9 protein-coding genes are annotated in these 16,411 nt (G+C 42.2%); 7 read left to right on the plus strand and 2 right to left on the minus strand.

Annotation, left to right across the window (positions count from 1 at the left end):
* Nucleotides 1–8 precede the first annotated feature (8 nt).
* Both HDC92_RS07095 and HDC92_RS07100 read left to right on the plus strand, forming a co-directional pair.
* Nucleotides 9–2,819, plus strand: a complete 2,811-nt coding sequence (locus HDC92_RS07095) for an outer membrane beta-barrel protein (protein WP_183873332.1) — start codon at nt 9–11, stop codon at nt 2,817–2,819.
* Between the two features lie 220 nt (nt 2,820–3,039).
* Nucleotides 3,040–4,695, plus strand: a complete 1,656-nt coding sequence (locus tag HDC92_RS07100; RefSeq protein ID WP_015808605.1) for a polysaccharide lyase — start codon at nt 3,040–3,042, stop codon at nt 4,693–4,695.
* Between the two features lie 158 nt (nt 4,696–4,853).
* Here the strand turns inward: HDC92_RS07100 and HDC92_RS07105 are convergent, their stop codons facing one another.
* Together HDC92_RS07105 and HDC92_RS07110 are read right to left on the minus strand one after the other, a co-directional pair.
* Entirely contained in the window at nt 4,854–5,282 is a 429-nt protein-coding gene (locus HDC92_RS07105; RefSeq protein WP_015808604.1) for an SRPBCC family protein, read from the minus strand.
* Between the two features lie 221 nt (nt 5,283–5,503).
* Nucleotides 5,504–7,990 (minus strand): T9SS C-terminal target domain-containing protein, encoded by a 2,487-nt coding sequence (locus HDC92_RS07110; RefSeq protein ID WP_255484470.1) that lies wholly within the window; start codon nt 7,988–7,990, stop codon nt 5,504–5,506.
* Between the two features lie 243 nt (nt 7,991–8,233).
* On the opposite strand from HDC92_RS07110, the gene HDC92_RS07115 reads away from it, so the two are divergent.
* From HDC92_RS07115 to HDC92_RS07135, 5 genes are all read left to right on the plus strand, one after another.
* Nucleotides 8,234–9,466: a hypothetical protein gene (locus HDC92_RS07115; protein WP_183873336.1), complete on the plus strand. Its 1,233-nt coding sequence runs from the start codon at nt 8,234–8,236 to the stop codon at nt 9,464–9,466.
* Entirely contained in the window at nt 9,467–10,405 is a 939-nt protein-coding gene (locus tag HDC92_RS07120) for a sensor histidine kinase (RefSeq protein WP_183873338.1), read from the plus strand.
* 54 nt (nt 10,406–10,459) lie between these two features.
* A complete protein-coding gene (locus HDC92_RS07125; RefSeq protein ID WP_183873340.1) occupies nt 10,460–11,224 on the plus strand; it encodes a LytR/AlgR family response regulator transcription factor in 765 nt (254 codons plus the stop codon).
* Between the two features lie 238 nt (nt 11,225–11,462).
* Nucleotides 11,463–13,088, plus strand: a complete 1,626-nt coding sequence (locus HDC92_RS07130) for a polysaccharide lyase (RefSeq protein WP_015808598.1) — start codon at nt 11,463–11,465, stop codon at nt 13,086–13,088.
* Nucleotides 13,089–13,284: 196 nt separating this feature from the next.
* Nucleotides 13,285–16,401 carry a DUF6298 domain-containing protein gene (locus tag HDC92_RS07135; protein WP_255484471.1) on the plus strand — a complete coding sequence of 1,039 codons (3,117 nt, stop codon included), beginning with the start codon at nt 13,285–13,287 and terminating at the stop codon, nt 16,399–16,401.
* Nucleotides 16,402–16,411: the final 10 nt, after the last annotated feature.

The raw sequence follows: 16,411 nt of genomic DNA on the forward strand, positions 1-16,411 counted from the left end.
TGTTACCAATGAAGAAATGCGCTTTTATTTTACTTGCCCTTGCCATGTTTGGAACCACTCAAATTAATGCTCAAAACAAACCTTCAAAACCAGTTGCCCCTCCATTACCATTACGGGAAATCAGCGGTATTGTAAAAGACAGTACTGATTTAGAGGTGATTGGTGCAACTGTAAGTCTTACTTCAGATAAAGACACCTTAAAGACGGCTACCAATAATAATGGGGTGTTTGTATTTAAAAATGTAAAATCGGCCACCTATACCATCGTAGTCCAGAGCATCGGGTATATGAAAACGCCTGCAATGCTTTTTAAGCAGAACGACCGCATACCAAGAATTGTGATGGATCCTATTGTGCTTAAAGAAGAAAAAAACACTTTAAATACGGTGGTCATTAATGGAGAACCCTCTATTACCTATAAAACAGATACCATAGAATATAAGGCGAGTGATTATGTAGTGCGGGAGAATTCGACCGTGGATGAATTGTTGAAAAAGATGGAAGGGATGGAAGTTGGAACAGATGGTAGCCTTGTGCACAACGGTGAGGCCGTTTTAAAGGCCAAGCTAAACGGAAAAGAATATTTAGGGGGTGATGTGGCCAATGCCATTAAAAACCTGCCTGCCGAAATTGTAGATAAGATCCAGATTGTAGATGATTATGGCGATGAAGCTGCACGTACAGGAGTTAAAGATGGAGATCCTCAAAAAATACTGAACATCACTACAAGGACAGATAAATCGGTAGGTAACCTGTTGCGGTTAAACACTGCAGGAGGAAACAATAAACGTTATGATGCAGGTATTTTTGGGACAAGGATCAATGGCAATCAGCAGATTGGTGTTAGGACAGGCTACAAAAACACCGTAAATGGTGTTGCCGGAAGTGGTGGGGGTGGCGGAACAGGTGGCACAACGAACGATGGGAATGCTTCCTTCAGTATCCGTGATAAAATAGGAAAGAAGATTGAAGTTAACATGAATTACGGATTTAACGGAAACGATATAAATGCTTTAAACAGTAGCTTTACACATTCATTTACCAATTTCAGAGATCCTGTAACGCAAAAAGATACTTTAATTGCCACCAATACCACCAGGGGCAATGTAAGTGATAACAATTCGAAAAACCACAACTTTAAGGCCGATATAGATTTTGAACTGGACAGCAATAATTTCATTAATTTCTCGCCATCAATTAATTATAGTTCTTCGCTAAGTTTAAAGTCTGATTCTTCTTACCAGACGGGTTTCCGGCATCAGCGCCAGATCAGCTCAAATGCAAGTACAAATACCAGGCCCCAGCTGGGTGCTGCGATCAGTTATACCCATCGGTTTGGCAATAAAAGAAGGAGATTGTCCTTACATGCCAATTTAAACAGCAATAACAATGATGTGGAACAGCAACGGGAGGCCAATATTGTTTATTTTCTAAATGAGGACGAAACGGAGCGCAGGGATTCCCTGGTCAACAGGATCATTGCGCGAAAAAACCTGCAAAATACATATAGGGGTAGTATAACTTATGTAGAGCCGCTGTCGTTAAATACACAGCTGGAATTGAATGCCCAGTTAAATTACAATGGTTACAGTAATGATGCCACCACAAGGAATGTGACGCCCACCGGTTATTCGGAAGTGATTGATTCTTTAAGTAATATTTTTGATTATTCTTTTACCCAGGCGCGCATTTCACTCAACTTCAGATATGGTATGGTGAATACCTCCAAATTCAGGTTTTCGGCTGGTTTAACCGGAATACCATCTTTGCTTTCCGGCACCAAAGTAAGTCTGGGCACCAGCACTGAACGTAAGAGTTTTAACCTGATCCCCATTGCAAGAATGGAATATTTATGGTCCAGACAGCATAAAATTTCCCTTAATTATTCCGGTTCTGCAAATGAGCCTTCGTTTGACCAGATCCAGCCTGTAAAAGATGTAAGCAACCCTCAAAACCCTAGAATTGGTAATCCTGACCTGAAAGCATCGTTTACACATACCATAAGGTCGGAGTACAACAACTACCTGGCAGATATTAAGATGAATTATTCACTAAACATGAATGCTTCTTTTACGCAGAACAGTGTGGTAAACAATACGATAGATGTGCTGGATCCAAATGTGATAGTCGGGCCCAACCAGAAAGCGGTATACATTTCTGAAACGAGGTACATCAATGTGAACGGTTCCTATCGTCTGGCAGGAAATTACTCCGTCAGCAGGCAATTTGGCAACCGCAAATACAATTTATCATTCAGTGGTTCAGCAAATTACAACCATCGGATTTCAATGAGCAACGGCGACCAGAATATCAATACGGTTAAAACTTTTATTGAGCGTTTCGGACCAAGGATTAACCCTTCAGACTGGTTTGAGGTGAATTCTTATGTTTCGCACAATTATACTAAATCTGAAAACACCCTTTTAAAAAATCAAAATGAGACCAGTACGCTTGCATTCAATGTGGATGGGAAAATATATTTTCTGAAAAGCTGGTTGTTTGGCTACAGCGCCAGTAAAAATTATGTAAGCGGTATCAAGGCCAATCTGACCAGCAACCCTTTTGTAGTAAATGCTTATCTTGAAAAAGAATTGCTTAACCGAAGGGGAAAAATCTCTTTGCATGCTTTTGATATCCTGAACCAGAATAATTTTGTAAACCGTGATTATAATGACAACGGGGGATATACAGATACAAAGTCCAATGCGCTTAGCCAGTATTTTATGCTTCGTTTAAGCATGCGCCTGCAGAAATGGAGCGGGGCGAAGGGGCGTAAGGGACAACCGATACGGAGAAGAGGGGACGGGAGTTTTATGTAAAATTAATCAGGAACGGGGGACACGAACTGTAACATACCCGAGACATAAACGTTATTTTGACGTATAAAAAACTGATCAGATAAGATCATACAATAGATGGGAAAAATACTATAGTAAAAGACATTTGTTAGGTTGCATTTTTGGATTATTATACAATCTAACCAAATCATATTCATCTGAAATACCAGGTACTTTTGGTATATCTATTATTCGAGACATCATGAACAAGAGATTTTTTCAATTCGTATTTTCTGCAGCACTGGTGGTTGCAGCGCCCTCTGCTTTCGCTCAATACCCTAAAATACCACAGGATGTGGCTAAAGCTTCAGGTGATATGATGAAGGAAGCCTATCGTCAATCGGAGATCGCCTGGCAAAAAGCAATCCCGATTATAGAAAAAGAAGCTAAAGAAGGTAAGCCTTATATTCCATGGGCAGGAAGGCCGGTTGATTTGCCGCAAGCGGAAATTCTGGCTTTTCCCGGTGCTGAAGGTGGGGGTGCCTATAGCTTTGGTGGTCGCGGTGGCCGTGTCATTGTGGTCAGCAATTTAAATGATAGTGGGCCTGGTTCTTTACGTGATGCCTGTGAGCAGGGTGGTGCAAGGATTGTAGTATTTAATGTTGCTGGAATCATCCGCATCAAAACCCCTTTAATTATCCGTGCACCTTATATTACCATTGCCGGGCAAACTGCACCAGGTGATGGCGTTTGTGTAGCTGGTGAATCGGTCTGGTTAAATACCCATGATGTGGTTGTTCGTTTTATGCGATTTAGAAGGGGAGAGACCTTTGTTGGCCGCAGAGATGACGCTATTGGCGGAAATCCTGTAGGGAACATCATGATTGACCATGTTTCGGCAAGCTGGGGACTGGATGAAAATATGTCTATGTACCGTCATATGTATAATGACAGTACCGGTAAACAGGAAGTTAAACTGGCTACCGTAAACATTACCATTCAGAACTCTATTTTTTCTGAGGCTTTAGATACCTGGAACCATGCCTTTGGCAGTACCCTGGGTGGAGAAAACTGTAGTTTTATGCGTAACCTTTGGGCAGATAATGGTGCACGTAACCCCTCTATCGGATGGAACGGTATTTTTAACTTTGCAAATAATGTGATCTTTAACTGGAACAACCGCTCTACAGATGGTGGTGATTATACGGCCATGTACAATATTATCAATAACTATTACAAACCTGGGCCTGTTACCACGTTAAATGACCCGATCAGTTACCGGATCTTAAAGCCGGAATCTGGTCGCAGTAAATTGCCTTATGTAGTGTTTGGCAGGGCTTATGTGGAAGGAAATATCATTGAAGGCAATGAAAAGGTAACTAAAGATAACTGGAATGGGGGTGTGCAGGTGGAAGATAAGAAAGGCAATCTGATGTCTTACGAGCAGGCCCAGCCTTACTTTGCTGCCATGCGGGTTAAAAAACCTTTTCCAATGGCTGAAATGACCATTTTACCAACCATGGATGCGCATAAGTATGTGCTGGCCAATGTGGGTGCAACTTTACCAAAACGTGATCCGGTAGATACACGTGTAATTGAACAGGTGAAAACCGGTAAAATTAATTATCTGAAAGATGTGAAATTATCAGATAAACCGGATTTTGAACACAGGAGGCTGCCAAAAGATTCTTATAAAATGGGTATCATTACCGATATCAGCCAGGTAGGTGGATATCCGGAATACAAGGGCACACCTTACAAGGATTCGGACAATGATGGTATGCCGGATAGTTACGAAACAAAAAATGGATTAAATCCCAATGATGCAGCTGATGCAGCAAAGATCACCAAAAGTGGCTACTCGAATATCGAATTGTATTTAAACAGTGTGGTTCCGTTAAAAACAGTTAAACCTTAAGATCCTTTTCTTCTTGTATTAAGAAGGAATATGCTTAAATTTAACAAGCTGTGCTTAATTATTTGAGCACAGCTTATTATGGCTTAATTTCATTTATAGCAAGGGCTAACTGCAACCAGTTCCCGAACCGGGGCAATCTAAATTTGGATACCTGGGTACTAAAACTTTCGTTTTTGATAGGGTGTTCCCTGCCCATCTTCACAGTAACTTTTCAGGCTTAACAGGAACATAGCCCAGTTGTAGTTGCACCATCGGTAGAATTCTGTCAGTTCGCGCCAATCGAAATGCTTGAGAACAACTGTTGTTACTCCATCCTTCTCTGTCAGATCAAATGAAATACCTGTTCCTACCCACTCCGGGTCTGTAGCTATGCATTTCCAGAGCACCCTTTTGTTCTGAGACAGCTCTACTACTTCCATTTTTGTGGCATAATTATCTCCGAAATCAAACTCATTGATAAAGCCTAATTCGGGTTTAACGATCAACTTTTCCGTCCAAACAGCCCCAAGTCCAGTTTGTGTTGTCAATGCTTTATAAATAACTTCGATAGGTGCTTTGATATAATTGATATGTTCGATTTTTTCCATTTTTATGATTGAGTATACTTGCGGCTTTCAAATGTATATATATTATTGTTAACATATATGGGCCGCCTGCGGCAAAAAAGGTGGCGATATGCGGCAAGCGTGGAAGTTACTGGGTTAAAAATATAGAAAGCGACCTGACAAAACATGTTTTAGACAGTATATAAAGAACAGCAGATATGGAAAGGGAGCATTTCATTGCTCCCTTTTTTATTGCATTTATCTTAAATTCCCGTTGCCATATTTATGGTTCTGGTAAAGGTGCTTCCTGCGGCATCGGTTACCGTAAACTTAAAAGACGCGAGTCCGCCTTTTGCAGAAGTAAATTTAACCTTGCCATTGTCAGCCAGTTCAACCTGGCCGTTAACTGCGGCAAAAACCCGGTATGCCGGTTTTTCTGTATATCCCCTGGACAGCTGTTTCAGGTCTATCTCAACACTTCCACTTGTTGCCATCATAAAATGAGGACCTGCCATCCATTCCAGATAATTATCAAGATTCGTAAAACCATTTTTATCAGGGTCTGCATTGGCATCGGAGAAGTCTCCTGAAGCAGAGTGGGGATTCAGCTGGTGCAATTTTTCCCACCAGTCTGGCAGACCATCATGGTCGCTGTCAAAATCGGCCGGGCGTTGCACTTCAGGATAATTTTCCCATCCCCCAACATCTTCCTGCGAATCAGGCAACCCTGGTTTACCCGATTTGCTGCCTTTATAGGTATAAGTTCCACCAAGTGTTTCATTGATGATGCGGATATCATGATCGTCAAAAATTGGCTGGTTGCAGCCAACATCAGACAATACATCCTTATAAGCATCTCCTGCACTTTGTGTAGTTACATATGGAAGGAAGAAGGGCTTGTCGACAAAGGTTTGGTAACTTAATTTTCTGCCCGATTCTTTGCGCCCCCTTTCCTGGTTCTTTTCATCAAATTGCCCCGGCATAACGTTGCCATCGAAGAAATAGCGCTGCATACCGCCACCATAGCCCTCATGCTGTGCATTTAAAGCAAATTTAAAAGTAGTGGCCGCACCTGGTTTGTAGTAATTGTTTACAAAGTTAACTTCCATTGCACCACCATCTGTAGTACGATAGTCCCAGTTATATACGACATTGTTGCGCATGTCCATTCTGCCTAAGTAATTGCCGTCGCCATCGGCCCCACCAGCTAAACTCCAGTTTCTGCCGGCACAATGTGCCAGCAGGTTATGATGAAAACTACCAACATCGCCACCAACACTGGCTGCAAAACCATGTGATTTTCCGACCTCATATTTATTGTGTCCGGCAATATTTAACGCTTCTGCTATAAGGGTACGTTGCAAAGTGATGTTATGGGCTCCCCTCGAGCTAAATGATTCATCAATGGTCCAGCTGATAGAGCAATGGTCTACAATGCTATGATTTGCACCGGTTATTCCCATGCCATCGTAAGTTGTACCGCTTCCAAGGCGAACACGCATATAACGGATAATAGCATCATCTGCTACAACCCCCAATGGTGCGCTGCGGATACAGATTCCTTTGCCTGGTGCAGTTTGACCAGCAATGGTTACATAGGGCTGATTGATGATCAGCCGCGATTTTAAGGTAATGATCCCCGAAACCGTAAATACAATTGTGCGTGGGCCAATATCCTTTACAAGGGCCTCCCGAAGACTTCCAGGGCCTGAATCGTTCAGGTTGGTTACTTCAACCACTTTTCCACCCCGGCCGCCGCGGGCAAAACGGCCATAACCTTCGGCACCAGCAAAAGCAAGCTGACGTGGCCTGAAATGCCAGATATTACCTTTAGTAACTTTCCCTGCTGCATTCAATTCGTCAACTCTCCAGTAATAAGTAAGCATACTGTAAAGCTTTTCTGCGTTATAAGTGCTTGTTTTGCGGTTGCCTTTAAATTCTGGAGAACGTTTAGTTGCAGAAGCTACTGCGGCCGAATCGTTTCCAAAATACAGATCATGTGACAATGCGGTTTTTGCGGCGGTCCAGCTCAATGTTAGTGTTCCGGCATCTGCATTAACGTGTTCATCGCTATGCAATGGCTGTGGCGACTGGGCAAGGTCAGTCACATTGGGTGTATTTAGTTCAAAACCATTAATAATCAGATTTTTATTGGCCGCTGAAGAGCCCTTGTCGGCTTTAAAAGTTATTACCACGTCTTTACCAGACTGTGCGCTAAACTGCAGGTAAGCCGTACTGATATTGGTATTTGCCAGCACGCGGTAAGAAGGTATCAGTTTCCTTACCTCAAGTTTCCCATTTACATAGATGTCAATAGGGGCATAATTGTCGGGCCCTCCGCCCCCGATAATGTTATGAAAGGTAAGCAGGGTATTTGGCCCTGCCGGAAGTCCGCTGATGCGCATTTCTATTTCAGCTCCGGCATTTCCATCGCTAACCATCAGTCCATCACTGGCCAGCCTGGCATAATTTGGTGCCTGAACACCTGTTTTATAATAATCAGTTTGCAGTCCTGAGCCAGCTGTGCCTTTCTTACTGAAGGTGATGGTTACACCTTTGACCTTAAGCTGATCAGAAATTCCGGATTTAACCGGCCAGGGTATATATTCAAATTCATTTACTTCTGCAGCTCTGCGGGAAGAGACATTTAAATCTACTTTTAATACAGGTCTGTTGGTTTGTGCCATTACCATGCCTGGAATGGAAAGGTATGAAATGAACAACAGGAATTTAGTGTAAAAAGGTTTCATTATATATTTGGTTCTTATGTTTTGAAACTTAGGCGTTTCGTTCATATAAATAGAAAGAAATTATTGTTGATAGCAAATAGATGATGGTTGTAATCAGACTTTATTGTACTGAACCGGGATAACTCATGGATGAATTTATTCAACCTGTTAATATCCCGGTTCAATTCTAAATTATCAGTATCTGGCTGGTATTTATTTGTTAGAACAATATAAATAAATAAATTGTCTGGATTAACTAAAATAATGAGATTTAATCGCTGGTATTTACATTTTATGTTCCTGATTTTCCTTGCAGCCCAGGTAAGGGCCCAGCACGAAGGGTTTATATATGGGGAAATTAAATTAAAAAACAAGCAGGTCTATACCGGCCAGATCAGGTGGAGTGGCGGGCAGGTATTGTGGTCCGATATCCTGCTGGTTGCCAAGCAGGTTAATCCCAACCTGAAGTATTTGAGTGAATATCAGCTAAACAACCTGTCTAAAGACGGCGTTGAGCCGGTACTTGACTGGAAATTTATGAACTTATGGAAAGATAAATATCCAGAAAGGAAAAGTGAAATTTTATCACGTTTCGGAGATATTGCGCTGATCCATGTAACCGGGGCAAAAGAAGCACAGCTTTACTATAAAAGCGGATCTAAAATCAGGGTAATGGTGGACGAGCACGAGAGCCGGCATTTGGGCAAGGACATTGTAGTGTATAACAATGAACTTGTGCGTACTATAAAATGGTCTGCCATCAGCACCATACGTTTTTTTGCTGGCCCCCCTCGTTTAAACCATCTCAAAGGGAACCCACTTTACGGTACAGTGATCACAACAGCAGGGCCATTTAGCGGCTTTATCCAATGGGATAAAATAAAATACCTTGATAACCAAAGTCTGCAGGGTATATTGAACGGGGAGCAAGCTGTTCAATACGAATTTTCTGATATTGCTGAAATAGAACGTTTTGATAAAGGGGTGAAAGTAAACCTGAAGTCGGGGAAAAAAGTTTATTTAACTGATGGGGGGGATGTTTCAGCTACCAACGCCGGAATAGTAGTGATGCATCCCCGGTGGGGCAGGGTAATTGTCACCTGGAAAGCTTTCAGATCAATACGCTTCGAGCCAATGCCCGACAACCTGGGCTATGAGGCTTATGAAAGTCCGAAAAAGATATTTGCAGCGGTAACCACACGCGATAAAAGGATGTATAAAGGCAATTGCGTTTTTGATATGGATGAAGAATGGAACTGCGAACTGCTGGAAGGTAATAAAGACGGGATGTACTACCAGATACCTTTTAAGTACATCAGCAAAATATCCCCAATGGGCCAGAGCTACACCAATATTACTTTAAACGACCAGCGGGAATTGATTTTAGGGTATCACAATGATGTAACAGCAAAAAATTGGGGTATATTGGTCTGGCTGGAAAACCCGGAACACAAATATATACCCTGGAGTATGATCAACGAAATCTCATTCAGATAAATGATGTATCTAAACTACCTGGTCGCATTTTTATGGATTTTAAGCGTTATTGTCCTGCTTTGGTTTGGCAACAGATTTATTTTTAGATTATTGGATAAAAGCGTGTCCTGGCTTAAATATACGGCCAGGAGGTTTTTCCTTCAGCTGATGCTGAGTTGTATTTATTCTCTGGCCTGCATTAACCTTAGTTATTATCTATTTAAGATTACCAGTACAGTTACCCCGCCCGATCTGGCCCAGATCCTGGTGCTCAACATTTATGGGCTGTTGTTTATTATTCCGGTACTTTCAGTCAATTTTGGCATTTATTTTATGATGCAATGGAAAAAAGAACATATAAAGTCCGACCAGTTGAAACAGGAAAATTTAAATAGTCAGCTGGAAGCATTACGCATGCACATTGACCCTCATTTTCTGTTCAATAACCTGAATGTACTGTCAACCCTCATTGAAGAAAACTCCAGGGATGCCCAGTTTTTTCTGGAACGCTTTGCCGATGTATACCGATATGTACTGCAATATAAAAAAGAAGAGTTGGTTGCCCTAAATACGGAAATCACTTTTATCAGATCGTATGTTTTTTTATTGAAAAAACGTTTCGAAGAACAATGTATAATTGATATTGACATTCCCGGAGATCTACCGGACACGATGTGCATACCTCCATTGTCGTTACAAATGCTTGTCGAGAATGCAATTAAACACAATAAAATATCCCTGAAGAGCCCGCTGATGATCGGTATTTTTATTGAGCATGGAACAACTTTGGTTGTCCGGAATAATTACCAGCCCAAACCGAATTCGGAAAGTAAACTGGCCAATACAGGTTTGGAAAATATCAGTAAAAGATACAAGTACTTATCTGATAGTGCAATAACTGTAGTTAGAGATGAAAATTCCTTTGTTGTGAAACTTCCGCTTTTAGAACTGGAAGATTGAAAAGCCAATTTTATATATTAGTGCCAGTGAAATTAGAGGTTTAACCCCAAACGCATGAAAGTTTTAATTGTTGAAGATGAGGTTCCTGCTGCCCAAAGACTCCAGGCCTTATTAACTGAATATGGAGGGATAACGGTATTGGAAGTTTTACCCAGTATAGAAAGTACTATAAAATGGTTGCAAAAACATCCGCTTCCGGACCTCATTTTTTTAGATATCCACTTATCTGATGGACTTTCTTTTGAGATTTTTAAGCAAACTACGGTAAAATGCCCGGTAATTTTTTGTACTGCATATGATCAGTATGCATTGGATGCCTTTCAGCTGCATAGCATAGACTACATTTTAAAACCTATACAGTACAATAAATTGTACAAGAGCCTGGAGAAAATGAAGGATATCCGCCAATCCTTTTCTTCTGTCTCGGACCCCATCCAGATGAATGACATTGTCAGCATGATCAGGAAAGGGGAAGCCAGCTATAAAAGCAGGTTCATGGTAAAATCAGGGGCAAAGATCAAAACCATAAAAACTGATGACGTAGCCTATTTTTATTCCCATAATAAACTGAGCCTGCTGGTTACAAGGCAGGGCGAGAAATTTCCGATTGACTATGCCCTGGATGAGCTGATCCAGATGCTCAACCCGGGCCTGTTTTTTCATGTCAACAGAAAACTGATCATTCACGTTGATGCAGCCAAAGAAATCCACCCTTATTTTAAAGGGAGATTAAAATTGGTACTCCAGCCTGCAATAGAAGAAGAAGTAATTGTAAGCAGCCAGAAAACGCCTGCTTTCAAAGAATGGCTTGATCAATAATTCAGTTCAATGATATCCGCATTCAGTATCAAATAATCCCCCTTCATCAGGTTATCATTTTTATTAAGGTTAATATTCAGTTCTTTCATATCATCACAGGGCTTTCCTTCTTATATTCCGCTTGCAGCATTTTGGAGGAGGGACATTTTGATTATGATAACATCATACAGGACCATGTGAAAATTGTACAAGATATATAGTTAACCGTATGTTAATTTTGAACTACTAACCAAATGTTATGAGAAAAACCGTTTTGACCCTGCTTTCAGTGCTTTGCACCGGAGTAGCTTTTGCCCAATATCCAACCATTCCACCAGCCTTACAGGATTCATCTGATGCCGTTGAGGCACAGCAAAGAAAATTGTCTGATCAGGCCTGGGAAAAGGCTTTTAAAATAGTGCAGGAGGAAGCTAAAAATAATGGACGGCCTTATGTACCTGGAGCATCCAAACCCTCCGACCTTGTAAAGGTTAAACTGCCGGCTTTTCCTGGAGCTGAAGGTGGTGCCGCATTTACACCGGGAGGACGTGGAGGTAAGGTCATTGTAGTAACCACACTGGCCGATAGTGGTCCGGGATCATTTCGTGCTGCCTGTGAAGAAGGTGGAGCACGTATCATAGTTTTCAATGTTGCTGGAATCATACACTTAAAAAGCCCGGTTAGCATCCGTGCGCCGTACCTGACCATTGCCGGACAATCTGCTCCGGGGGATGGGGTATGTATTGCCGGGGAATCTTTATGGATAGATACCCATGATGTGGTGATCCGATACATGCGTTTTCGCCGCGGAGCTACTGATGTAACCCGCAGAGATGATGCGCTGGGTGGTAATCCAATAGGAAATATCCTTATCGACCATGTTTCGGCAAGTTGGGGATTGGATGAAAATATGTCTATTTACAGGCATGTATATCATGCAAATGATGGTTCAAAACCAGAGAAACTGCCGACTGTAAATGTGACCATACAAAACTCTATCTTCTCTGAAGCACTGGATACCTATAACCATTCGTTTGGTAGTACCATTGGTGGGCTAAACAGTACATTTATGCGGAATTTATGGGCCAATAACATTAGCAGAAACCCATCTATAGGGATGTATGGCGATTTTGGTTTTGTGAACAACGTAATTTTTAACTGGTGGAACCGCAGTGCTGACGGGGGCGATAACAATTCACTGTTCAATTTCATCAACAACTACTATAAACCAGGACCGATTACACCAGCAGGGCAACCCATTTCGTACAGAATATTAAAACCCGAGTCTGGCCGGGATAAAAGATATGCACATCTCTTTGGAAAAGCTTATGTAAGCGGGAATGTGGTAGAAGGTAATGAAAAAGTAACAAAAGACAACTGGGCAGGCGGTGTGCAACCGGCCGACAGAACAAATAATCAAAAATTACTGGATTCCATCCGTACAGATAAACCTATGCCAATGGCGCATGTAACTACGGTTGATGCTTACAAGGCATATGATTATGTATTGAAGAATGCCGGTGCCACTTTACCGAAACGTGATGCGGTAGACTTGCGTATCGTTGAACAGGTTAAAACAGGAAAAATCAAGTATAGCGAACAGGCAAAACCACCGGTTGGCGGGCAGTTCATTAAAAGACGTTTACCTGCAGATTCTTATAAACAGGGAATTATCTCAGACATTAGCCAGGTAGGTGGTTATCCTGAATATACAGGAACGGCTTATCAGGATTCAGATAACGACGGAATTCCTGATGCCTGGGAGATCAAAAACGGTCTGGATCCCAAAAATGCTGTTGATGCCGGAAAGATCAGTAAAAATGGTTATGCTAATATTGAAAATTACCTGAACAGCCTGACCGACATTAAAAGTGTAAGACCATAACAAGGTCTTTACACAATTAAAGGGCTTATGATAAGATCATATAATAGATAGGAAAAATGCTATAACAAGCATTCGGCTTATCTTTTAATTTTGTGACACAAATATAAATTTGAGTGGCATCTAAGGGTTTTAAACCGTTATTTCTGCTTGTAAAATTACAACGATTGTGAAATGTAATCCTATAAAATATTGTCGTTTGTTGGGCTTGCTCATACTGGGACAGTTTTTCGTATTGGCCGGGTATGCACAAAAAGTAAATATCCCCGAACCACCAAAACCAATATTTAAAGGTAAAGAAGGTAAACTGAATTACAGTCCGGACGAAAAAGGCAACCGGATTCCCGATTTTTCTTATGCAGGTTATAAAGCCGGAGAGCAACCCATACCAGAGGCTGTAGTAAAGGTTGTTGTGCCGGTTAAGTCAGGCGATGCTACGCTGAGGATCCAATCGGCCTTAAACTATGTTGCAGCTTTGCCTTTAGGCAAAGATGGCTTAAGGGGAGCTGTATTGCTGGAAAAAGGAAAATATGAAGTTGGAGGTACTTTAAAGATCAATGCCTCCGGCGTGGTTTTGCGTGGAAGCGGAATGGGGGAAAACGGAACGGAGATATTTGCAACAGGACTGGACAGAATGGGGGTATTACGCATAGCTGGTAAACCAGATCGTATTAAAGAGGCCCCTGTAGCAGTTACAGATCAATACGTTCCGGTAAATGCAATGACGGTTACCCTTGCAAATGGAGGATTTAAAAAAGGTGATCAGGTAATTGTACAACGCATATCCTCTAAAAACTGGATTGATTTGATTGGAACAGACCATTTTGGCGGGGGCATTACCTCACTGGGCTGGAAAGCAGGACAACGTGACATTTACTGGGACAGAAAAGTGATTGGGGTTGAAGGGAATACTTTATTATTGGATGCACCCTTAACTACAGCGCTGGATGCTGTTTACGGTGGGGCTACTGTATCAAAATATAGCTGGAATGGCAGAATTTTCAATTCCGGTGCAGAAAATATAAGATTTACATCGGACTTTGATGATAAAAACCCTAAAGATGAATACCACCGCTGGACGGCTATTTCTATAGAAAATGCCACAGATGCATGGGTACGCCAGGTTGTTTTTGAACATTTTGCAGGTTCAGCAGTAACTGTTCAGGAAACTGCAAACAGGATAACTGTGGAAGATTGTAAATCGCTGGCGCCGGTTTCGGAGATTGGTGGCGAACGCAGATATACTTTTTTAACTACAGGAGGGCAAACACTGTTTCAAAGATTGTATTCTGAATATGCTTATCATGATTTTGCAGTTGGCTTTTGTGCTCCCGGTCCAAATGCTTTTGTACAGTGCCAGGCTTATCTGCCATTTAGCTTTAGCGGAACAATTGACAGTTGGGCATCAGGTGTTTTATTTGATATTGTTAATGTGGACGGACAGGCCCTGAGTTTTATGAACAGGGGGCAGGACGGACAAGGTGCAGGCTGGTCGGCCGCCAACAGTGTATTCTGGCAGTGTACAGCGGCCCGGGTAGACTGTTATGCTCCGCCAACTGCGCAGAACTGGGCATTTGGTACTTGGGCACAATTCTCGGGCGACGGTTATTGGGATATGTCTAACGAGCAGATCCAGCCGCGTAGTTTGTATTATGCCCAATTGAAGGACAGGCTGGGAAAACAGGCCGATGAACGGACTTTTGTAATGCCTGTAGAAACGGAAGCTTCAAGTAGCCCGCCAGTGGATGTAGCTCAGAAGCTAACCAGACTGGCTGATAAACCAGCCATGCTGTTAACGGAATATATAGATCAGGCAACCGAAAGACAAAAGATTTCAACTGATACGCGCAATGCAAAAAATATTGACAAAATAGGTGTTGAGAAAATTAATACTCCGGCTAAGGCCAGTGCGATGCAGATAAGCAATGGTTGGTTGCGTCGGGGCAATGCCCTGGTAACCGGAAACCGTGCAGACGTCCAATGGTGGAATGGCAGCGCAAGGCCATATGCGCTTAAAGGCATGAAAATGCACATCACCCGTTTTGTACCTGGCCGTACAGGTAAGGGGCTGACAGACGATCTGGAAGAAATAACTGACTCTATGCAAAAAGGATCAGTAAAGATCTTAGACCATAATTATGGTTTGTGGTACGACAGGAGACGTGACGACCATGAGCGGATCAGAAGAATGGACGGAGAAGTATGGACGCCATTTTATGAATTGCCTTTTGCACGCAGCGGACAGGATAAAGCATGGGATGGACTGAGTAAATACGACATTAGCAAATACAACCCATGGTATTGGGGCAGGTTAAAACAATTTGCAGACCTTGCTGATCAGAAAGGCCTGGTACTGATCCACGAAAACTATTTCCAGCATAACATTATAGAAGCTGGTGCGCATTATGCCGATTTTCCATGGCGTACGGCAAATAACATCAATAATACCGGTTTTCCGGAGCCAGTACCTTACGCGGGCGACAAGAGGATATTTATGGCAGGGCAATTTTATGACATCAGCAATGCTGAGCGTAAGGCACTGCACCGTGCCTATATCCGTAAATGCCTTGATAATTTTAAAGACAATACCGGTGTAATCCAGTTGATCGGTGCAGAGTTTACCGGGCCATTACATTTTGTAGAGTTCTGGATAGATACCATTAAAGAATGGGAAAAAGAGACAGGTAAACACCCGATTATTGGTTTAAGTACCACTAAAGATGTGCAGGATGCCATATTGGCCGATAAAAACAGGGCAGGAGTAGTCGATCTGGTCGACATCCGTTATTGGCATTACCAGGCTGATGGTTCTGCTTATGCACCACAAGGTGGACAAAACCTGGCTCCTCGCCAGCATGCACGTTTGCTGAAACCTAAAAAAACATCTTTTGATCAGGTATACCGTGCTGTAGCAGAATATCGTACCAGATATCCCGAAAAGGCAGTGATCTATTCAGGTGATGGTTTTGATGCTTTTGGCTGGGCCATTTTTATGGCTGGCGGATCTTTGTCAAATGTTCCGGCTGCCAATAATGCTTCGCTTTCGGGTGTGGCCACAATGAAACCATTTAATTTGGCTGGCCGGTCTTCAGGTCAGTATGCTTTGGCTAATCCAGATGGCGCATATCTGTTGTACAACAGCTCTTCCGTTCCTGTAAAACTTGACCTAAGTAAAGCTACAGGAAACTATGTGGTAAAATACATCAACCCGCGCAGCGGCCTGGTGGTTAAGGAAGAAAAGATAAAGGGGGGAGCCGCTAAAGAATTTAATAAGCTTTCATCGGGAGACGAAGTCGTTTTTATCAATAAAATTTAAATATTATTGC

The sequence above is a fragment of the Pedobacter sp. AK017 genome (assembly GCF_014200825.1).
Lineage (GTDB): Bacteria > Bacteroidota > Bacteroidia > Sphingobacteriales > Sphingobacteriaceae > Pedobacter > Pedobacter heparinus.

Coding starts and splice junctions, on each gene's coding strand:
- HDC92_RS07120 (WP_183873338.1), top strand. CDS start 9,467: ATGATGTATCTAAACTACCTGGTCGCATTTTTATGGATTTTAAGCGTT.
- HDC92_RS07095 (WP_183873332.1), top strand. CDS start 9: ATGAAGAAATGCGCTTTTATTTTACTTGCCCTTGCCATGTTTGGAACC.
- HDC92_RS07125 (WP_183873340.1), top strand. CDS start 10,460: ATGAAAGTTTTAATTGTTGAAGATGAGGTTCCTGCTGCCCAAAGACTC.
- HDC92_RS07100 (WP_015808605.1), top strand. CDS start 3,040: ATGAACAAGAGATTTTTTCAATTCGTATTTTCTGCAGCACTGGTGGTT.
- HDC92_RS07130 (WP_015808598.1), top strand. CDS start 11,463: ATGAGAAAAACCGTTTTGACCCTGCTTTCAGTGCTTTGCACCGGAGTA.
- HDC92_RS07115 (WP_183873336.1), top strand. CDS start 8,234: ATGAGATTTAATCGCTGGTATTTACATTTTATGTTCCTGATTTTCCTT.
- HDC92_RS07105 (WP_015808604.1), bottom strand. CDS start 5,282: ATGGAAAAAATCGAACATATCAATTATATCAAAGCACCTATCGAAGTT.
- HDC92_RS07110 (WP_255484470.1), bottom strand. CDS start 7,990: ATGAAACCTTTTTACACTAAATTCCTGTTGTTCATTTCATACCTTTCC.